This is a genomic window from Pseudonocardia xishanensis, assembly GCF_039541715.1.
In the GTDB taxonomy this organism is placed as follows: Bacteria; Actinomycetota; Actinomycetes; order Mycobacteriales; family Pseudonocardiaceae; genus Pseudonocardia; species Pseudonocardia xishanensis.
Genome location: NZ_BAABGT010000080.1, coordinates 1 through 19893 on the forward strand (window position 1 = coordinate 1; position 19893 = coordinate 19893).

Here is a 19893-nt window from a genome sequence, read left to right on the forward strand (position 1 = left end):
ACACCAACTGTCACCGATGTCCTGATGCGGAACTGTCACCCATGTCCTGAGACATCACACACTCTCGTGCGCTAGGTCCGCACAAAAGTGCCGTTTGTGCGAACGCCCCGGAACGCACGAACGGCACTCTCGTGCGGTAAGTCCGCACAAGAGTGCCGTTCGTGCGTTACGCGGGGCCCGGTCAGGCGATCTGGCGGTCCGTGGGGTTGATCGGGCGCGGGAGGACGTCTCGGCCGGTCAGGTAGGCGTCCACACCCGCGGCCGCGGAACGGCCCTCGGCGATCGCCCACACGATCAGCGACTGGCCGCGGCCCATGTCGCCCGCGACGAACACGCCGTCGACGCTCGACATGTAGCTCTGGTCCCGCGAGACGTTGCCGCGCTCGTCCAGCTCCACGCCCAGCTCCGAGATCAGCGTGCCCTTCTCCGGCCCGACGAAGCCCATCGCCAGCAGGACCAGGTCCGCCGGGATCTCCCTCTCGGTGCCCTCGACGGCCTCGAAGCCACCCGCGCCGCGCTTGACCTCGACCAGCCGCAGCGCCTTGACCTTGCCGGTGCCGTCGTCGACGAACTCGGTGGTGTTCACCGAGAACAGCCGCTCGCCGCCCTCCTCGTGTGCCGAGGAGACCCGGTAGACCATCGGGTAGGTCGGCCAGGGCATGCCGTCGGTGCGGTGCTCCGGGGGCGTGGGCATGATCTCCAGCTGCGTGACCGACGCCGCGCCCTGGCGGTGCGACGTGCCGAGGCAGTCCGCGCCGGTGTCGCCGCCGCCGATGATCACGACGTGCTTGCCCTCGGCGGTGATCTCCGGGGCCTCCAGGTCGCCCTGCTGGACGCGGTTGGCCCACGGCAGGAACTCCATGGCCTGGTAGATGCCCTGCAGCTCGCGGCCCGCGGCCGGGATGTCCCGGCCGACCGTGGAGCCGCCCGCGAGCACGACGGCGTCGAACTCGGTCCGCAGCTGCTCGACGGTGACGTCCTCGCCGACGTTGACCGAGGCGCGGAAATGCGTGCCCTCGGCCTGCATCTGCTCGAGCCGCCGGTCCAGTCGCGCCTTCTCCATCTTGAACTCGGGGATGCCGTAGCGGAGCAGCCCGCCGATGCGGTCCGCCCGCTCGAACACGACGACGTCGTGCCCGGCCCGGGTGAGCTGCTGCGCGGCGGCCAGCCCGGCGGGACCGGACCCGACGACCGCGACCTTCTTCCCGGTCCTGGTGGCGGCGACGACCGGGGTCACCCAGCCCTCGTCCCAGGCCCGGTCGATGATCTCGACCTCGACCTGCTTGATGGTGACGGCGTCGTCGTTGATGGCGAGCACGCACGCCGCCTCGCACGGGGCGGGGCACAGCGTCCCGGTGAACTCCGGGAAGTTGTTGGTGGCGTGCAGCCGCTCGATCGCCTCGCGCCAGTCGTGGCGGTAGACGAGGTCGTTCCACTCCGGGATGAGGTTCCCCAGCGGACAGCCCTGGTGACAGAACGGGATGCCGCAGTTCATGCAGCGGCCCGCCTGCTTCTCCAGATGGTCCTTCGGGAACTCCTCGTAGACCTCGCGCCAGTCCATCAGGCGCAGGTCGACGGGCCGGCGCACGGGGGTCTCGCGCGGCGTGGTCAGAAAGCCCTTCGGGTCACCCATGTGCGGCCTCCATGATCGCCGCGTCGACGTCGCGGCCATCCTTCTCGGCCTGCTCGCGGGCCTGCAGCACGCGCTTGAAGTCCTTCGGCATGATCTTGCCGAAGCGCTCCACCGCGACGTCCCAGTCGGCGAGCAGGGCGCGGGCGACCGGGGAGTCGGTCTCCGCGTGGTGGGACTCGACGGCCTGCCGCAGGAAGTCGCGGTCGGCGTCGTCGAGCGGGTCGATGTCGACCATCTCGGGGTTGACGCGCTTGGCCAGGCGCCGGTCGTCCGCCTCGAGGTCGAGGACGTACGCCGTGCCGCCGGACATGCCCGCCGCGAAGTTGCGGCCGACCTTGCCGAGGACGACCACGCGGCCGCCGGTCATGTACTCGCAGCCGTGGTCGCCCACGCCCTCGACGACCGCCACGGCGCCGGAGTTCCGGACGCAGAAGCGCTCGCCGACGATGCCGCGGATGTACATCTCACCGGACGTGGCCCCGTAGAGGATCACGTTGCCCGCGATGATGTTGTCCTCCGCCGCGAAGGACGCCGCCGGGTCCGGCCGCAGGATCAGCCGACCGCCGGACAGGCCCTTGCCGAAGAAGTCGTTGGTGTCGCCCACCATCCGCAGCGTGATGCCCTTCGGCACGAACGCGCCCAGCGACTGCCCGGCCGAACCGGTCAGCGTGACGTCGATCGTGTCGTCCGGCAGGCCCTCGCGGCCCCACTTCTTCGTCAGCTCGTAGCCGAGCATGGTCCCGACGGTCCGGTTGACGTTGCGCACCGGCAGGTCCAGCCGGACCCTGTCGCCGCTCTTGAGCGCGCCCTCGGCCAGCTGGATCATGGTGTTGTCCAGCGCCTTCTCCAGGCCGTGGTCCTGCGCCCTGGTCTGGTGCCGGGAGGCGCCCTCGGGCAGCTCCGGGGTGTGGAAGATCGGCCGCAGGTCGAGGCCCTGGGTCTTCCAGTGGTGCAGCGCGGCCTCGGTGTCCAGCATCTCGGCGTGGCCCACGGCCTCGGAGATGCTACGGAAGCCCAGCGCCGCCAGGTGCTCGCGCACCTCCTCGGCGATGAACCGCATGAAGTTCACGACGTACTCGGGCCGCCCGTCGAACTTCTTGCGCAGCACCGGGTTCTGCGTCGCGACCCCCACCGGGCAGGTGTCGAGGTGACAGACCCGCATCATGATGCAGCCGCTCACCACGAGTGGAGCGGTCGCGAAACCGAACTCCTCGGCGCCCAGCAGCGCCGCGATGACGACGTCCCGGCCGGTCTTGAGCTGCCCGTCCGCCTGCACGACGATCCGGTCGCGCAGGTTGTTGGCCAGCAGCGTCTGCTGGGTCTCGGCCAGGCCGAGCTCCCACGGGCCGCCCGCGTGCTTGATCGACGACAGCGGCGAGGCGCCGGTGCCGCCGTCGTGCCCGGAGATGAGCACGACGTCCGAGTACGCCTTCGCGACGCCCGCCGCGACCGTCCCGACGCCGACCTGGCTGACCAGCTTCACGTGGATGCGGGCCCGCGGGTTGGCGTTCTTGAGGTCGTGGATGAGCTGCTTGATGTCCTCGATCGAGTAGATGTCGTGGTGCGGCGGCGGCGAGATCAGCCCGACGCCCGGCGTGGAGTACCGGGTGGTCGCGATCCACGGGTAGACCTTGCTGCCGGGCAGCTGGCCACCCTCGCCGGGCTTGGCGCCCTGCGCGATCTTGATCTGGATGTCGTCCGCGTTGACCAGGTACTCGCTGGTCACGCCGAAGCGGCCGGACGCGACCTGCTTGACCGCGCTGCGCCGCGAGTCGCCGTTGGCGTCCGGGGTGAAGCGGTCCGGGTCCTCGCCGCCCTCGCCGGTGTTCGAGCGCCCGCCCAGCCGGTTCATGGCGATGGCCAGGGTCTCGTGCATCTCCTGGCTGATCGAGCCGTAGGAGATGGCGCCGGTGCCGAAGCGCTTGACGATGGACTCGACCGGCTCGACCTCGTCGATCGGGACCGGCTCGCGCACGCCCTGCTTGAAGGAGAACAGGCCGCGGATCGTCATCAGCCGCTTGGCCTGGTCGTCGACCGCCCGGGTGTACTCCTTGAAGATCTCGTACTTCCCGGAGCGGGTCGAGTGCTGGAGCTTGAAGACGGTCTGCGGGTTGAACAGGTGCAGCTCGCCCTCGCGGCGCCACTGGTACTCACCGCCCACGACGAGCGCGCGGTGGGAGGCGCGGGTGCCGTCCGACGGGAAGGCGCGCTTGTGGTGCTTGAGCGCCTCCTCGGCGAGCACGTCGAACCCGACGCCGTCGATCCGGGACGTGGTGCCCGCGAAGCAGGTCTCGATGACCTCCCTACCCAGCCCGACGGCCTCGAAGATCTGCGCGCCGGTGTAGGACGCCACGGTCGAGATGCCCATCTTGGACATCGTCTTCCGGACACCCTTGCCGAGCGCCTTGACCAGGTTCTTCGCCGCGGTCTTCGCGTCCACGCCGGGGATGTCCCCGCGCTCGGCGAGGTCCTCGACGGTGGCCATGGCCATGTACGGGTTGACCGCGGACGCGCCGTAGCCGATCAGCAGCGCGATGTGGTGCACCTCGCGGGCGTCCCCGGACTCGACGATCAGGCCGACGCGGGTGCGGGTGCGCTCGCGGACGAGGTGGTGGTGCACCGCGCCGGTCAGCAGCAGCGATGGGATCGGGGCGTGCTCGGCGTCGATCCCGCGCGAGGACAGCACGATGAGCCGGGCGCCGTTCTGGATCGCCTCGGACACCTCGCCGCGGATCTCCTGCAGCCGCTGCAGCAGGCCCTCGCCGCCGTCCGCGGCGCGGAAGACGCCCTTGACGGTGTACGAGGCGAAGCCGGGCATGTCGCCGTCGTCGTTGATGTGCACGATGCGGGCGAGGTCGTCGTTGCCCAGCACGGGGAAGGGCAGCACGATCCGGCGGCAGTTCGCGGGTCCGGCCTCGAGCAGGTTCTCCTCGGGGCCGAGCAGCGAGCGCAGCGAGGTGACGAGCTCCTCGCGGATCGCGTCCAGCGGGGGGTTCGTGATCTGCGCGAACAGCTGGATGAAGTAGTCGTAGATCTGCCGCGGCTTCTCCGAGATCGCGGCGATGGGCGCGTCGTTGCCCATGGAGCCGATCGGCTCGGCGCCCGCCTTGGCCATCGGCTTGAGCAGGAGGTTGAGCTCCTCCTCGGTGTAGCCGAAGGACTGCTGGCGCAGCGTCAGCTCCACGTGCGTGGGGCTCTCGCGCTGCCGCTCGGGCAGGTCCTCGAGGGCGATGCGGCCCGCGTGCAGCCACTCCTCGTAGGGCAGGGCGTCCGCCAGGGACCCCTTGATCTCCTCGTCCGCGACGATCTTGCCCTCGGCCGTGTCGACCAGGAACATGCGGCCCGGCTCGAGCCTGCCCTTGCGCACGATCTGGCCGGGCTCGACGTCCAGCACGCCGACCTCGGAGGCCAGCACGACCAGCCCGTCCTCGGTGACCCAGTAGCGGGCGGGGCGCAGGCCGTTGCGGTCCAGGACCGCGCCGATCTGGGTGCCGTCGGTGAACGCGACGAGCGCGGGCCCGTCCCACGGCTCCATCAGGTTGGAGTGGAACTCGTAGAAGGCGCGGCGCTTGGCGTCCATCTCGGCGTGGTTCTCCCACGCCTCGGGGATCATCATCAGCACCGCGTGCGGCAGCGACCGGCCGGAGAGGTGCAGCAGCTCCAGCACCTCGTCGAAGGTCGCCGAGTCGGACGCGTCCGGCGTGACGATCGGGGTGAGCCGGTCCAGGTTGCCGGGCAGCTTCGAGGACGCCAGCAGCGCCTCGCGCGCCTTCATCCAGTTGCGGTTGCCGCGCAGGGTGTTGATCTCCCCGTTGTGCGCGACGTACCGGTACGGGTGGGCCAGCGGCCACGCCGGGAAGGTGTTGGTGGAGAAGCGCGAGTGCACGACCGCCAGGGCACTCGTGACGCGGACGTCCGAGAGGTCCGGGTAGAAGGCCTCGACCTGCGGCTCGGCGAGCATGCCCTTGTACACGATGGTGCGCGGCGACAGGCTCGGGAAGTAGACGCCGGTCTCGTGCTCGATCCGCTTGCGCAGGCAGAAGGTGCGCCGCTCGAGCTCGATGTCGGTGGGCGGCGGCTTGACGATGCCGGTCTCGATGCCCGCCACGAAGAGCTGGCGGAACCCGGGCATGGCCGCGAGCGCGGTGGGGCCGAGATCGGCCTTCTCCGGGTCCGTCGGCAGGTCGCGCCAGCCGAGCACGCGCAGGTTCTCCTGCGCCGCGAGCTCGTCGATCTGAGCGGTGGCCTCGGCGGCCGCGGCGGGGTCTCGCGGCAGGAAGGCGATACCGGTGGCGTAGGCGCCCGCCTCGGGGAGCTCGAAGTCGACGACGTCGCGGTAGAAGGCGTCCGGGACCTGGATCAGGATGCCCGCGCCGTCACCGGTGTTCTCCTCCGCGCCGCGGGCACCGCGGTGCTCGAGGCGGAGCAGCGCGGTGAGCGCCTTCTCGACGATCGAGTGGTCGCGGCGGCCCTTCAGGTCCGCGACCAGCGCGACACCGCAGGCGTCGTGCTCGTGATCGGGCGAGTAGAGCCCGCCGATCGTCGGCGAGGCCTGTCCGGGGCGGTTGCTCGTCGCAGCCAACAGCTCCTCCTGTCGTCTCGGTGCACCCCGACTTCGCATCGGGACGACGGGGACCGCGGACGGTCCCACGGTGTTCCACAAGGGGGTCCAGAATACAGCGATGCTCCGACGGAGCGTCTGCGCTGCTCCGTTCGGGTGCACGCGAGTCCGAACCGCGCCTCTCGTCTCCTGCTGTGGTTCGGACGCACGTTTCTCGGCCGGATCCCTGCATCGGGGCCGGCCGGGCGGATTGCACTCTCGGTGTTCGTGGGCGGGCAGCACGCAGCGTCGGGTACACGCTCGCCGCGCAAAGAGTTACACGCGACCCCCACCCCGCGCCAGGGATAGCCGCGATCCTCGCTGTGACCTGCGACGAAGAGGGTGGCCGACGATCGCGTCCTGGGCCTTTCGGGCTGGTCAGCGGCACCCGGACGGCTGCACCCGGACGGGTGAGGTGACGCGGGGCACCTCACGGGACGGTGGGGTCCGCGGCCCCTTCGCGGGCCGCGCCGGCGCAGGATGGCGCCGTGGTCGAGGGAACGGTGCGGTCGGTGCTGGCGGACGTCGGGCGGGTCGGGCCGTTCTTCGCGGTGTCCACGGACCCGGCCGAGGAGGTCGACCCGACCTGGCGGCCGCTGCGGGAGCTGGCCGGTTCGGCGGCGCTCGCCGAACGGGTCGCCCACGTCCGACGGGTGCTGGGCGGCCCCGCGGTCGAGGAGCGGGTGGCGGCGTCGATCGCCCTGCAGGGGCTGGCCGCCCGCCTGGTCTCCGCGCCGATCGCCGCCGTCGTCCGGCACGGGGTCCTGCCGGCCTTCGGCCCGGACACCCTCTTCTGGCGGGTCGCGGTGACCGGCCCATGGCCGCTGTGGACGGACACCGCCGCGCGGCGCGACCCCGCCGAGCTGCCCGCCCTGGTGGCCGAGGAGATCGCGGCGCCGCTGGTCGAGGCGGTGTCCGAGCAGGTGTCGGCCCGGCTGCTGTGGGGCAACGTCGCCTCGTCGGTCGCGGGGGCGAAGCGGATGCTCGGCGGCGCCCGCGCCACGGAGGTCGTGGACGCGGTGCTGGCCCACCCGCTGCTCGCGGACGCGGGGGAGCGGCGGGCGCCGGAGCCGCCGGACCGGGACTGGACCTTCCGTCGCCGCTCGTGCTGCCTCTACTACCGCCTGCCCGACGGCGGGAAGTGCGGGGACTGCGCGCTGCTTCCGTGACGCTCGGGGCGCCCCAAGCGCCACCGAGCGACGCTTGGGGCGCCCCGAGCGTCAGAGCAGGACGTCCGCCACCGTCACCGTGACGACCGCGGTGAGGCCGGTGTCCTGCTGCACCCGTGCGGCCACCGCGCGTTGCACCGCGGTGCAGAGGTCCCGGGTGTTGTGGCCCAGGCTCGTCACCAGGGTCAGGGTGATCTCGGCCCGGCCCCCCTCGACGACGGCCGTCGCCCCGGTCCCGACGCCGGACTCCCCGAGCAGCGAGCCCGCGATGCCCAACAGGGTCTGCCCGAGGTCCGGGCGCAGCGCGACGACCCCCGGCACCTCGGCGGCGACCGCCGCGGCGATCCGGGCCACGGCCGCGTCCCCGAACCCGACGCTCACTCCCACAGGTCCACCACCGTGATGTCCACCCTGCTCACCGGCACCCCCAACGCCTGCTCGCCCGCCGCGACCACCATCTGCCGCACCCGTGCGGTCACCGAGGCCAGGTCCACGCCGAAGCGGGCGGTGACGGTGATGGCGACCGCGACGTCATAGCCCCGTCCCGCGGTACCGATGGTCGACTCCGCAGGATCCGTCTTCGTGTCGATGGTCGACTCCGCAGGCTCCGTCTGCGTGCCGATGGTCGACTCCGCAAGCTCCGTCTCCCAGATGCGGCAACTCCGCGCCCGCATCCCGTCCATCCCGTCCACCACGTGCCGCAGCACCCGCGCAGCCGCGGCGCGGGACAGGCGGGCGGGGCCCGCGGGGGAGTCCAGCGCCAGCAGGTCCTGCGGCCGCAGCTCCGCGACGACGGCGTCCCGGACCGACGTGAGCACCGCGTCGAGCACGGTGGGCGGCGGGTACGGGCGCTCCGCGGCGAGCCGGTGCACCACGCCGTCGAGCCCCTCGGCGTCCGCGGCGGCCGCCCGGCAGTGCGGGCAGGTCCGCTCGTGGTCGTCCAGCGTCCCGGCCACCGCGTGGTCCCACACGTCGGCCGCGTCCCGCCCGCACGCCAGCGGGTCGATCCGCAGGTCCTCTACCGCCATGACCGCATCACCCCCGCCAGTGTCGTCCTCGCCCGGTGGATCCGTCCGCGCACCGCGGTCTCCGACGTCCCCGCGATCTCCGCGATCGCCGTGTACCCCAGCCCCTCCAGCTCGCGCAGCACGAAACAGGCCCGTTGCTCGTCCGGCAGGGTCAGCAGGGCGGCGCGCAGCGCGACCAGCCCGGCGTCCACCTCGGCGGTGTGCTCGGTGCTGGTCGGCGAGGCCAGCCGCTCCTCGACCTCCTCCACCGGCACCGTGGTCCGGCGCCTGCGCAGCAGGTCCAGGCAGCGGTTGGTCACGATCCGGTAGGCCCAGGTGGTGAACGCCGAGTCGCCGCGGAAGCGGTCCAGCCGCCGCCACATGTCCAGCAGCGAGTCCTGCAGGGCGTCCTCGGCGTCGTCGGAGTTCCCGACCATGCGCAGGGCCAGCCGGAACAGCGCGGCCTGGTGGCGCTCGGCCAGCTCGGAGAAGGCGTGGACGTCCCCCTCGCGGGCCCGGACGACGAGCGTGGCGTCGTCCAGCCCCCGCTCCGGGGGCGCGGCGGGCGGGGGTGGCGCCCCGGCCGGCTGCCGTCCATCGGTCCGCATCGCGTGCACGACGCTCCTTCGTGACCCCGTCCCCGAGGTGTGGGGCGGGACTTTCCGGGGAACCCCGGATCCGAGTCCGACGGTAGTGGTCGCGAACCCCGCGCGCCCGTCGGACACCGCATCCCAGGAGGTCGTCATGGGCATGAAGGACAAGATGGAGAACAAGGCGCAGGAGCTGGCGGGCAAGGGCAAGGAGGCCACCGGCCGCGCGACCGACGACGAGCAGCTCGAGGCCGAGGGCCGCACCGACCAGATGGGCGCGGACGTCAAGCAGGCGGGCGAGAAGGTCAAGGACGTCTTCAAGCGCTGAGCGACCGGTACCCCACCGCCGACGGCGGTCTCCCTGCTCGGGAGGCCGCCGTCGGCTACGTTCGGGGGATGACCCCCGAGCAGGTCGCCGAGGCCGTACTGAGCCATCCCGCGGTCGTCCGGATGGACGGTGGGCCGTTCGGCACCGTCGCCTCCCACCTCCCCGGGCGCCGGGTCACCGGGGTCCGGCTGGGCGAGCCGCCGGAGACGGTCGAGGTCGCGGTGGTGGCGCGCTGGCCGTGGCCCGTGCCGCTGCCCGCCGTGGCGGACGAGATCGCCGCGGCCGTGCGCGGGGTGCTGGGGGAGCGCGAGGTCGCGGTGACCGTGGTGGACGTCGAGGTCGCCGGTGAACCGGGCGGCGCCCGACCGGCCGGAACGCCCGCACCGCCTCTCGCCTAGACTCGCCCGGACACGTGCCCGGCGCAGCGCGCCGCGGCGGAATCCGGCCCCTTCCGACGAGGGCCACGAGAGCGAAGCAGTCCGAGGAGTCCCCACCGTGAAGAGCACCGTCGAGCACATCGGCCCGACACGCGTCAAGCTCACAGTCGAGGTGCCGTTCGACGAGCTCAAGCCCGAGTTCGACCGCGCCTACAAGCGGATCGCGCAGCAGGTCAACATCCCCGGTTTCCGCAAGGGCAAGGCCCCGGCCCGGATCCTCGACGCGCGGCTCGGTCGCGGCGTCGTGCTGGACGAGGTGCTGAACTCCGCGGTCCCGGCCAAGTACAGCGAGGCCGTGGCGGCCGCCGAGGACGTCAAGCCCATCGGCCAGCCGAACATCGAGGTCACCGAGCTCGCGGACGGCGACAAGGTCGCGTTCACCGCCGAGGTGGACGTCCGCCCGGAGATCACGCTGCCCGAGCTGGACGGCATCACGGTCACCGTGGACGACGTCGAGGTCACCGACGAGCAGGTCACCGAGCAGCTGGACCAGCTGCGCGCCCGGTTCGGCACGCTGACCGGCGTCGAGCGCCCGGCGGCCGAGGACGACTTCGTCCAGATCGACCTGTCCGCCACGGTCGACGGCGAGGAGGTCGAGGAGGCCCAGACCACCGGGTTCTCCTACCAGGTCGGCCAGGGCGGCCTGATCGAGGGCATCGACGAGGCCATCACCGGCCTGTCGGCGGGCGAGGAGCAGACGTTCACCTCGAAGCTCGTCGCGGGCGAGTACGCGGACAAGGACGCGGAGGTCACCGTCAAGGTCACCGCCGTGAAGGAGCGCCAGCTCCCCGAGGCGGACGACGAGTTCGCCCAGCTCGCCAGCGAGTTCGACACCCTGGACGAGCTGGTGGCGGACCTCAAGGAGCGGCTCGGCCGCGTGCGCCGCATGGAGCAGGTCACGGAGGCCCGCGACAAGGTGCTGGACGAGATCGTCGCCGCTGTCGAGGTCCCGCTGCCGGAGTCGATCGTCGAGGCCGAGGTGGAGTCCCGCCACCACGACGCGGTGCACGCGTTCGACCACAGCGACGAGAAGTTCGACGAGTTCCTCACCACGCAGGGCAAGACCCGCGAGGAGTTCGACAGCGAGACGAAGGCCGAGGCCGAGAAGTCGGTCAAGACCCGTCTCGTGCTGGACGCGCTGGCGGACGCCGAGGAGGTCCAGGTCGGCGACCAGGAGCTCACCGAGCGGATCGTCTACCAGGCCCAGCAGTACGGGATGGCGCCGGAGGAGTTCGTCCAGCGCATCCAGCAGGCGGGCCAGCTCGGCGCGATCTTCCAGGACGTGCGGCGCTCCAAGGCGCTGATCGTCGCGGTGCGCGCGGCCACGGTCACCGACGGGGCGGGCGAGCCCGTCGACCTGTCGGACCTGATCGGGGACGACGCGGCGGACGAGCCCGAGGTGGTCGAGGCGGCCACGGAGGAGATCGCGGGCGACACGACCGCGGACGCGGCCGAGCAGACCCCGGCCGAGACCGCGGCGAAGTCCTGATCACACCGCCCTGACCTGCACGGACGGGTGGTCGCTGCGCTGTCGGCGAACACGCCGTCCTGATCCGTCCGTCCGGCCCCGCGTCCGCGTAGGGTCGGGCCCAGAAGGCATCCGGCGGTCTCTGGACCGCCGGACGTGCGAACCCCCGAGTAGCCAGCAGAAGGCAGGGTGAAGTGAGTCAGCAGGACACCGGCCCGCGCTCGATCGCGGACCGTCTCGTGGAGGATCGCCGGGCGCTGCAGATGCGCTCGGGCCCCTCGAGCATGACGCTGTCCGACTCGGTGTTCGAGCGGCTGCTGCAGCAGCGGATCGTGGTGCTCGGGCAGCAGGTGGACGACGAGATCGCCAACCGGATCGCCGCGCAGATGCTGTTGCTCGCCGCGGAGGACCCCGAGGCGGACATCTCGCTCTACATCAACTCGCCGGGTGGTTCGGTCACCGCGGGGATGGCCATCTTCGACACGATGGAGTTCATCTCCTGCGACGTGTCGACCACCGCGATGGGCCTGGCCGCGTCGATGGGGCAGTTCCTCCTCTCCGCAGGCACGCCGGGCAAGCGGTACGCGCTGCCGCACACGCAGATCCTGATGCACCAGCCGTCGGCGGGCGTCGGCGGCTCGGAGTCGGACATCCGGATCCAGGCCGAGCTGTTCCGTCGGCACAAGCAGGAGATGGCGGCGCTGATCGCCGGGCACACCGGCCAGACCGTCGAGAAGATCACCCAGGACTTCGACCGCGACCGGTGGTTCTCCGCGCAGGAGGCCCTGGAGTACGGGTTCGTCGACCACGTCGTGTCGCGTGCGGGCGACCTCCCGCACCCGAGCGAGAACGGGAACGCGTGATGAGTGGTTTCCAGATGCCGGGGGGCTCCGCCCCGAAGTCGGCACAGTCGCGGTACGTGCTCCCGTCCTTCGTGGAGCGCACCTCGTACGGGGTCAAGGAGTCGAACCCGTACAACAAGCTCTTCGAGGAGCGCATCATCTTCCTCGGGGTGCAGATCGACGACGCCTCGGCGAACGACGTCATGGCCCAGCTGCTGTGCCTCGAGTCGGCGGACCCGGACCGCGAGATCTCGATGTACATCAACTCGCCCGGCGGGTCGTTCACGTCGCTGATGGCGATCTACGACACCATGCAGTTCATCCGCCCCGACATCCAGACCGTCTGCCTCGGGCAGGCGGCGTCGGCCGCGGCCGTGCTGCTCGCCGCCGGTACCCCCGGGCGTCGGCTCGCGGTGCAGAACGCGCGGATCCTGATCCACCAGCCGGCCACCGAGGGCTTCTACGGCCAGGTGTCCGACCTGGAGATCCAGGCCGCGGAGATCACCCGGATGCGTGCGCTACTCGAGGGCACGCTCGCCCACCACACCGGGCGGACGCCGCAGCAGGTGCACGACGACATCGAGCGGGACCGCATCCTCACGGCCACCGAGGCCAAGGACTACGGGATCGTCGACGAGATCATCCAGAGCCGGAAGCTCTCCGCGGTCGGCTAGGCACGACCGGTGGTCGCCGGGACCCTCGGGTCCCGGCGCCCGCAACTTGTACGGACGCACCGATAACGACCGTCTGCCGACCGGACCCGCGAGAAGGACCATCGATCCATCGCGGGGGCGGCTTCTGGCAGGTACCGTCTGTGACGACGTGGGCGTGGCCGACCAGGCCACACCGGATGGGACTGGGGCTGCATTCATGGCACGCATCGGTGACGGCGGTGACCTGCTCAAGTGCTCCTTCTGCGGGAAGAGCCAGAAGCAGGTCAAGAAGCTCATCGCCGGTCCCGGCGTCTACATCTGCGACGAGTGCATCGATCTCTGCAACGAGATCATCGAGGAGGAGCTCGCCGAGACCGGCGACGTGAAGCTCGACGAGCTGCCCAAGCCCGCCGAGATCCACGAGTTCCTCGACCAGTACGTCGTGGGCCAGGCGCAGACGAAGCGGACGCTGTCCGTGGCCGTCTACAACCACTACAAGCGCATCCAGGCCGGGGACCGCTCGCGCGGGGACGGCGACGGGGTCGAGCTGGCCAAGTCGAACATCCTCATGCTCGGGCCGACCGGCTGTGGCAAGACCTACCTCGCGCAGACCCTGGCCAAGCTGCTGAACGTCCCGTTCGCGATCGCGGACGCCACGGCGCTGACCGAGGCCGGGTACGTGGGTGAGGACGTCGAGAACATCCTGCTCAAGCTGATCCAGGCCGCGGACTACGACGTGAAGCGTGCCGAGACCGGGATCATCTACATCGACGAGGTCGACAAGATCGCCCGCAAGTCGGAGAACCCGTCGATCACGCGGGACGTCTCCGGCGAGGGCGTGCAGCAGGCGCTGCTGAAGATCCTGGAGGGCACCACCGCCTCGGTGCCGCCGCAGGGCGGGCGCAAGCACCCCCACCAGGAGTTCATCCAGATCGACACCACGAACGTGCTGTTCATCGTGGCGGGCGCGTTCGCGGGTCTCGAGAAGATCATCTCGGACCGGGTCGGTCGGCGCGGGCTCGGCTTCGGCGCGGAGATCCGGTCCAACAAGGAGCTGGACGGCGCGGAGTCCTTCGCGGACACCATGCCGGAGGACCTGATCAAGTTCGGCCTGATCCCCGAGTTCATCGGCCGCCTCCCCGTGGTGGCGTCGGTGACCTCGCTGGACAAGGACGCGCTGGTCAAGATCCTCACCGAGCCGCGGAACGCGCTGGTCAAGCAGTACCGCAAGCTCTTCGAGATGGACGGCGTGGAGCTGGAGTTCAGCGACGACGCCATGGAGGCGGTGGCCGACCAGGCCATCCTCCGCGGCACCGGCGCCCGCGGTCTCCGCGCGATCATGGAGGAGGTCCTCCTCCCGGTCATGTACGACATCCCGAGCCGGGACGACGTGGCCCGCGTGGTGGTCACGGGGGAGACGGTCCGCAACAACGTCAACCCCACCATCGTCCCGAGGCGCCCCCCGCGCCGCGAGCGCGGCGAACGCTCCGCCTGAGCACGGCACGACCCGGACGCCCGGTTCCCTCCAGGGAGCCGGGCGTCCCGCATTCCGCGAGCCCCTCACCTCCGACATCCGAGTCGGACAGAGGTCAGGCCGTCAGGGCGGCGATCTCCGCGGGGGCGTAGCCGAGCTCGGCGAGGATCTCGGCGGTGTGGGCGCCCAGGGCGGGGACCTCGGCGTCGAGCGGTGGGGTCCAGGCGCTGGAGTCGACGGGCGGGAGCGCCATCGGCACGGGGGCTCCGCCGGGGACGGTGACCGGGGCGAAGCGCTTTCGGGCGGCGAGCTGGGGGTGCTCGGGGAGCTCGGCGACGTGCCCGACCGCGGACCAGGCGATGTCGGCCTCGTCGAGGAGCGCGCCGAGCCGCTCCTGCGTCAGCGCCGAGAACCGGCTCTCCAGCAACGCGTGCAGAGCCGGTCGGTTCGCCACTCGCGCCGAGACCGTCGTGAAGCGGGGGTCGGTGGCGACGCCGGCGTCGCCGAGGACGGTCGTGCAGAGCCGGACCCACTCCCGCTCGTTCTGCACGGCCAGGTGGACGGCGCCGTCGGCGCACGGGAAGGGACCGTACGGCGCGATCGACGGGTGGTGCCCGCCCGCGCGGACGGGTGCCCGCCCGGTGCCCAGCGCGTACAGCATCGGCTGCTGCATCCACTCGACCAGCGCTTCGAGCAGGGAGATCCGCAGGGTCGCGCCCTCCCCGGTCCGCTCGCGGTGGAACAGGGCCGCCAGCACCGCCGACTGGGCCTGCACCCCGCCCGCGATGTCGGCCACCGAGATGCCGGTCCGTGCGGTCACGTCGCCCTCGCCGGTCAGCTCCAGCAGGCCCGCCTCGGACTGGATCAGCGCGTCGTAGGCCTTGCGCCCGCCCGACGGGCCGCCCTCGCCGTACCCGGACAGCTCGCAGGTGACCAGCTCCGGTCGTGCCGCCCGCAGGGTGTCGCCGTCGAGGCCGAGCCGGGCGGTCGCGCCCGGCCCGAGGTTCGCCAGCACGACGTCCGCGGTGGCGACCAGGCGGTGCGCGGCGGCCAGGCCGTCGTCGGACTTGAGGTCCAGCACCACGGACCGCTTGCCGCGGTTGATCCAGAGGGCATGGACATCGGGGGCGTGGCCAGCGCCCTGCCGTTCACGCTCGGCATCGTGATGCTGGGCCTGTCGGCCGCGGTGTTCGGGACGAAGGTGGACTCGAACGGCCCGCGGTGGGCCATGGCGGTGTCGTCGGCCTGCTTCGTGACGGGGTTCCTCGTCTCGGCGCTGGGCATCTGGCTGGGGTGGTACTGGCTGGTCGTCGTCGGGTACGGCGGCATCGGCGGGATCGGGCTCGGCATCGGCTACATCTCGCCGGTCTCGACGCTCATCAAGTGGTTCCCGGACCGCCCGGGCCTGTCCACGGGCATCGCGATCATGGGCTTCGGCGGCGGCGCGCTGATCGCCAACCCCTGGACGTCGTCGATGCTGACGGCGTTCGGGGCGAGCGGGAACGACCCCGACACGAACGGGATCGCGCTCGCCTTCCTCATCCACGGCCTGGTCTACGCGGTGTTCATGACGATGGGCTGGCTACTGATCCGCGTCCCCGCGGACGGGTGGAGGCCCGCGGGCTGGGACCCGGCCGTGCAGAGGACCAGGGCCATGGTCAGCAAGGCGGGCGTCTCCGCCGCGAACGCGATCAGGACTCCGCAGTTCTGGCTGCTCTGGATCGTGCTGTGCTTCAACGTGACCGCAGGCATCGGCATCCTGGAGAAGGCCAACCCGATCTACCAGGACTTCTTCCGCGACTCCTCGCCCGCCCGGACCCTGACGGCCGCGGCGGTCGCGTTCGTGTCGATCCTGTCGCTGGCGAACATGCTGGGCCGGTTCGTGTGGTCCTCGCTGTCGGACCTCATCGGCCGCAAGAACATCTACCGGATCTACCTCGGTGTCGGGGCGCTGCTCTACGTCGCGCTGACGTTCATCGGGGAGACCAACAAGGCCGTCTTCCTGTTGTGCGCGTGCCTGATCCTGTCGTTCTACGGCGCCGGGTTCGCCACGATCCCGGCCTACCTGCGGGACCTCTTCGGCACCTACCAGGTCGGCGCGATCCACGGCAGGCTGCTCACCGCCTGGTCCACCGCGGGCGTCCTGGGCCCGATCATCGTCAACGCGATCGCGGACTCCCGCTCCGACATCGCGGGGCCGTCGAAGTACACCCCGGCCTTCCTGGTCATGATCGTCCTGCTGGTGCTCGGCTTCGTGGCGAACGAGCTGGTCAGACCGGTGGCGGACAAGTGGCACGAACCGGAACCGGACACCGCGCGGACCTCGGGGGCACAGGCGTGAGCGACCAGACGCAGCAGGGCAAGGCGCCGACGGTGCTCGTCGTCGTGGCGTGGTTGTGGGTCGGGCTGCCGTTCCTCTACGGCCTGTGGCAGCTCGTGATCAAGATTCCCGCGTTGTTCGGCGGATAACGGGTACCTCCCCGCCATGAGTGACGACTCCCAGGCCATGACCGAATGGCTGACCGCCGTGTCCCTCGAGCTCGGTCTCGAGGGGCAGGTGGACAGCGACAAGAGCGTCGACGCGGTGCTCGACCTGACCTCGGAGGTCGCACACGGGGTCAGTCGCCCGGCCGCCCCCGTGACGGCGTTCCTGATCGGGGTGGCCGCGGGCCGCGCCGACGACCCGCAGGTCGCCGCCGCGGACTACGCGCAGAAGATCGCGGCGCTGGCCGCGGGCTGGGGCGCCGACACCGAGCGCGGTGTGGCGTCCAACGACCAGTCGCAGCGCGGATAGGGGTCAGCGGCGCAGCAGTGACCGGCGGCGCCGGCGCCCCAGCGCGCCGGTGGCCGCGTCCTCGATCAGGCGGCCGACGGTCTCCGCGGCGTCGGTACGGTTGGCGCCGATCCCGCCCGTCGAGCCCCGCTTGACCCAGCCGACGACGTAGGTGCCGGGGGAGACCCGGCCCTTCTCGTTCGGCACGATCCCGTCCGCGAACGGGAGCCCCGGCAGCGGCCTGCCCCGGTGGCCGATCGCACGGACCATCAGATCGGCCGGGATCTCGGTGTCCGTGGTGCGTACCGCCGACGCCGCGAAGGACTCCGGGGCGGAGTGGAAGCGCAGCACGATCCGGCGCTCGCCCCCGACCGGCGCGGACCAGTCGATCCGCTCGCGCCGCACTCCCTGCAGGAGAGCGGCGTGCTCGCCGGGGGCCGCCGAGTCGATCGCCTTCCCCACCCGCGGGTCCGAGTCGTCTACGACGAGGTTCGACCGGACCGCGAGCAGCTCCGGCCGGGTGTAGGCCGCGGACTCCGGCCCGCGCCGGGCGAGCAGGACGACCTCGCGCACCGATCCCGACCGCAACCGCGCCAGCACCGCCGGGGGGATGGAGGTGTCGGCGAGAGCCGCGGGATCGGCCGTCAGGATCCGCGCGACGTCCAGGGCGACGTTGCCGTTGCCCACGACCACGACCCGTTCGCCGGTCAGGTCCACGGCGTCCGCGGGGACCTCGGGGTGGCCGTTGTACCAGCCGACGAGTGTCGTGGCGGGCACCGTGTGCTCCTCGCCGGGGACCCCCAGCGACCGCGACTCCGAGGCCCCGACCGCGTAGATCACCGCGTCGTGCCGGGCGGCCAGCTCCTCGACGGTGACGTCCCGCCCGATCTCGACACCCAGCCGCATCCGGACCCGCTCGTGCCCGTGGTGGCGCGCAAACACCTCGCCGATCCGCTTGGTCGACGGGTGGTCCGGCGCGACCCCGAACCGGACCAGCCCGCCCGCGACGGGCAGCCGGTCGTACACCGTGACCCGGGCGGGGGTGTGCAGCAGCAGGTCCTGCACCGCGTACATGCCTGCGGGTCCGGTGCCGACCACCGCCACGTCCAGCGCGGGGAAGCCGGCGGGCAGGACCCGGTCGAACGCGGGCGGGCCCCACTGGTGGAACGTCGGCCCGGTGGCCGGGGTCAGCGGCCTGTCCGCGTAGTACGCGGCGTTGATCTCCGGATACGGGCTGCCGAGCAGTGACTCGGCCGGGAACACCGCGTCGACCGGGCAGGCGTCCGCGCAGGCGCCGCAGTCGATGCAGGTCCGCGGGTCGACGTACAGCATGTCCGTGGTGCCGAAGTCCGGTTCGTCCGGCGTCGGGTGGATGCAGTTGACCGGGCAGGCCGCGACGCACGAGGCGTCGGTGCAGCACGTCTGCGTGATCGCGAACGGCATGGGTGGCGCCGGCTCAGAGGAGGTTCGCGCGGCGGTAGATCCACCGCGCCGCCTTGGTCAGCAGCCCCGCCGAGCCGAGGAACTCCATCAGCCCGGTGCAGCTGGAACGCAGCATCGCGCGGTGGTGCTCGTTGGTCCTCGCCTCGCGCACCGCGCGGTCGACGTCCAGGCCCGCCGCGGCGTACGCCTGCGGCCCGACCATGCTCGTCACGATGAAGTAGGCGGCCGCGGCGATCACGAAGGCGTTCCAGCGCCTGCGCAGCGGGCCCGTGGTCGCGGACCGCTGCAGCACCTCGTCGCGGGCGAAGCGCATGTGCCGCGACTCCTCGACGACGTGGATGTTGTTGATCGTCCGCACGAACCCGAGGACCCGCTCGTCTCGCATCCAGTCCCGCTGCATGACGTCCAGGACCTCCTCCGCGACGAGGATCGCCGCGTAGGCGGCCTCCCCGCGGGCCAGGGTCTTGAACGCGCGCCCGAGCTCGACGGCGAGCCTGCGCGGCCGGTGGAAGGGGGCACCCAGCTTCGCGGCGGCGCGGGCGAACATGATCGAGTGGCGGCACTCGTCCGCGATCTCGGTCAGCGCCCACTGGAAGGCCGGGTCGGTGGGGTCCTTGGCGTAGAAGTCCCGCAGCACCATCTGCTGCAGGATCATCTCGAACCAGATGCCGGTGCTCGCGACCGACGCCGACTCCTGCCGGGTGAGCTCGAGGCGCTGCGCCTCGGTCAGCTCGTCCCAGTAGGCGGTGCCGTAGAGGGTGCTCCACTCCGGGCTGGCCCCGTGCATCCCGGTGTCGAGCGGGGTGTCCCAGTCCACCTCGACGGCGGGGTCGTACGACAGCTGGGCGGAGGAGCGCAGCAGCCTCGCCGCGACGTTCTCGTGCACCTCGGCCTGTTCCTGCACGGTCGTGCCGTTCATGGTCGCTCCCTCGCGGATCGACGGCATTCGGTGTAACCGGCGGTAACGTTACCGCCGGTAACACGCACCGCGCAACCCTGGACGCCCGATCAGGCGGTCATGTCCAGGTGCGCGTTCACCTTGATCGGCCGGATCCGCACGACGAGCTCGCCCGGCACGCCGTTGCGCCGCCCGAACTCCTCGGCACGGTCCGCGCCCATGTAGCGCGCGCCCAGCGCGGTGGCCGTGCGGATCAGCTCCTCGGGATCCTCGGAGAGCGCCGCGATGCCCTGGACCTGCACGAACGCGTACGGCGGCTCCGGCAGGTCGACCACCAGCGTGACCCGCGGGTCCCGGGAGAGGGCCCGCCCCTTCGCGGTGTCCCTGCCGGTGTTGAACACGACTGCGCCGTCCTCGACCAGGAACCAGACCGGGGCGGCGAGCGGGCGACCGTCGGAGGCGGTCCACGCGAGCATGCCCGTCCGGGTGCCGTGGGAGAGGAACGCGGTGATCTCGGGAGTGAGGTCGGTCATGAGCACAACCTAGGCCTCGGCGATCACTCGGGCGGCGGGGCGGGA

The 19893-nt window shown here is 71.6% G+C and carries 19 protein-coding genes; 10 read left to right on the plus strand and 9 right to left on the minus strand.

The window, feature by feature from the left end; translation table 11 throughout:
- Window positions 1-181 precede the first annotated feature (181 nt).
- Together ABD993_RS25880 and gltB are read right to left on the minus strand one after the other, a co-directional pair.
- Window positions 182-1633 carry a glutamate synthase subunit beta gene (locus ABD993_RS25880; RefSeq protein ID WP_345423780.1) on the minus strand — a complete coding sequence of 484 codons (1452 nt, stop codon included), beginning with the start codon at window positions 1631-1633 and terminating at the stop codon, window positions 182-184.
- Window positions 1626-6215 (minus strand): glutamate synthase large subunit, encoded by a 4590-nt coding sequence (gene gltB, locus ABD993_RS25885; RefSeq protein WP_345423783.1) that lies wholly within the window; start codon window positions 6213-6215, stop codon window positions 1626-1628. Before gltB ends, ABD993_RS25880 begins: the two co-directional genes overlap by 8 nt.
- A 506-nt stretch (window positions 6216-6721) precedes the next feature.
- On the opposite strand from gltB, the gene ABD993_RS25890 reads away from it, so the two are divergent.
- On the plus strand, window positions 6722-7402 hold the full coding sequence (locus ABD993_RS25890) for a (2Fe-2S)-binding protein (RefSeq protein ID WP_345423786.1): 681 nt from the start codon (window positions 6722-6724) through the stop codon (window positions 7400-7402).
- A 51-nt stretch (window positions 7403-7453) separates the two neighbouring features.
- Here the strand turns inward: ABD993_RS25890 and ABD993_RS25895 are convergent, their stop codons facing one another.
- Genes ABD993_RS25895 through ABD993_RS25905 form a run of 3 tightly spaced genes read right to left on the minus strand, consistent with a single transcriptional unit; the run spans window position 7454 to window position 9017 of the window.
- On the minus strand, window positions 7454-7783 hold the full coding sequence (locus tag ABD993_RS25895) for an Asp23/Gls24 family envelope stress response protein (RefSeq protein ID WP_345423789.1): 330 nt from the start codon (window positions 7781-7783) through the stop codon (window positions 7454-7456).
- Window positions 7780-8430 carry an Asp23/Gls24 family envelope stress response protein gene (locus ABD993_RS25900; protein WP_345423792.1) on the minus strand — a complete coding sequence of 217 codons (651 nt, stop codon included), beginning with the start codon at window positions 8428-8430 and terminating at the stop codon, window positions 7780-7782. Before ABD993_RS25900 ends, ABD993_RS25895 begins: the two co-directional genes overlap by 4 nt.
- Window positions 8421-9017, minus strand: coding sequence for an RNA polymerase sigma factor (locus ABD993_RS25905; protein ID WP_345423795.1), 597 nt, complete (start codon window positions 9015-9017; stop codon window positions 8421-8423). The genes ABD993_RS25900 and ABD993_RS25905 overlap by 10 nt, the downstream gene beginning before the upstream one ends.
- A gap of 142 nt (window positions 9018-9159) precedes the next feature.
- On the opposite strand from ABD993_RS25905, the gene ABD993_RS25910 reads away from it, so the two are divergent.
- The 6 genes from ABD993_RS25910 to clpX all read left to right on the plus strand — a co-directional run bounded on the left by ABD993_RS25910 (window position 9160) and on the right by clpX (window position 14222).
- Complete coding sequence (locus tag ABD993_RS25910) at window positions 9160-9327, plus strand: CsbD family protein (RefSeq protein ID WP_345423888.1); 168 nt, start codon at window positions 9160-9162, stop codon at window positions 9325-9327.
- Between the two features lie 68 nt (window positions 9328-9395).
- Window positions 9396-9725, plus strand: a complete 330-nt coding sequence (locus ABD993_RS25915; RefSeq protein ID WP_345423798.1) for an Asp23/Gls24 family envelope stress response protein — start codon at window positions 9396-9398, stop codon at window positions 9723-9725.
- A gap of 97 nt (window positions 9726-9822) precedes the next feature.
- A complete protein-coding gene (gene tig, locus ABD993_RS25920) occupies window positions 9823-11253 on the plus strand; it encodes a trigger factor (protein WP_345423801.1) in 1431 nt (476 codons plus the stop codon).
- A gap of 242 nt (window positions 11254-11495) precedes the next feature.
- A complete protein-coding gene (locus ABD993_RS25925; RefSeq protein WP_345423891.1) occupies window positions 11496-12095 on the plus strand; it encodes a ClpP family protease in 600 nt (199 codons plus the stop codon).
- Window positions 12095-12748 (plus strand): ATP-dependent Clp protease proteolytic subunit, encoded by a 654-nt coding sequence (locus tag ABD993_RS25930; protein WP_345423804.1) that lies wholly within the window; start codon window positions 12095-12097, stop codon window positions 12746-12748. The genes ABD993_RS25925 and ABD993_RS25930 overlap by 1 nt, the downstream gene beginning before the upstream one ends.
- A 196-nt stretch (window positions 12749-12944) precedes the next feature.
- Window positions 12945-14222 carry an ATP-dependent Clp protease ATP-binding subunit ClpX gene (gene clpX, locus ABD993_RS25935; protein WP_345423807.1) on the plus strand — a complete coding sequence of 426 codons (1278 nt, stop codon included), beginning with the start codon at window positions 12945-12947 and terminating at the stop codon, window positions 14220-14222.
- A 94-nt stretch (window positions 14223-14316) separates the two neighbouring features.
- Here clpX and ABD993_RS25940 read toward each other — a convergent pair whose 3' ends face one another.
- On the minus strand, window positions 14317-15306 hold the full coding sequence (locus ABD993_RS25940; RefSeq protein WP_345423894.1) for a CaiB/BaiF CoA transferase family protein: 990 nt from the start codon (window positions 15304-15306) through the stop codon (window positions 14317-14319).
- A gap of 9 nt (window positions 15307-15315) precedes the next feature.
- Here ABD993_RS25940 and ABD993_RS25945 point away from each other — a divergent pair, with 9 nt between their 5' ends.
- From ABD993_RS25945 to ABD993_RS25955, 3 genes are read left to right on the plus strand one after another with little or no spacing between them, the layout of a single operon-like run.
- Window positions 15316-16542: an OFA family MFS transporter gene (locus ABD993_RS25945; protein ID WP_345423810.1), complete on the plus strand. Its 1227-nt coding sequence runs from the start codon at window positions 15316-15318 to the stop codon at window positions 16540-16542.
- Window positions 16539-16670, plus strand: a complete 132-nt coding sequence (locus tag ABD993_RS25950; protein ID WP_345423813.1) for an MFS transporter small subunit — start codon at window positions 16539-16541, stop codon at window positions 16668-16670. Before ABD993_RS25945 ends, ABD993_RS25950 begins: the two co-directional genes overlap by 4 nt.
- A gap of 16 nt (window positions 16671-16686) precedes the next feature.
- The gene (locus ABD993_RS25955; RefSeq protein WP_345423816.1) at window positions 16687-16995 is read left to right on the plus strand and encodes a DUF6457 domain-containing protein; all 309 of its coding nucleotides are present in this window, start codon (window positions 16687-16689) and stop codon (window positions 16993-16995) included.
- 3 nt (window positions 16996-16998) lie between these two features.
- Here ABD993_RS25955 and ABD993_RS25960 read toward each other — a convergent pair whose 3' ends face one another.
- The 3 genes from ABD993_RS25960 to ABD993_RS25970 all read right to left on the minus strand — a co-directional run bounded on the left by ABD993_RS25960 (window position 16999) and on the right by ABD993_RS25970 (window position 19848).
- Complete coding sequence (locus ABD993_RS25960; protein ID WP_345423819.1) at window positions 16999-18417, minus strand: FAD-dependent oxidoreductase; 1419 nt, start codon at window positions 18415-18417, stop codon at window positions 16999-17001.
- Window positions 18418-18430: 13 nt separating this feature from the next.
- Window positions 18431-19336: an AurF N-oxygenase family protein gene (locus tag ABD993_RS25965; protein ID WP_345423822.1), complete on the minus strand. Its 906-nt coding sequence runs from the start codon at window positions 19334-19336 to the stop codon at window positions 18431-18433.
- Between the two features lie 89 nt (window positions 19337-19425).
- Complete coding sequence (locus tag ABD993_RS25970; RefSeq protein ID WP_345423825.1) at window positions 19426-19848, minus strand: PPOX class F420-dependent oxidoreductase; 423 nt, start codon at window positions 19846-19848, stop codon at window positions 19426-19428.
- Between the last annotated feature and the right edge of the window lie 45 nt (window positions 19849-19893).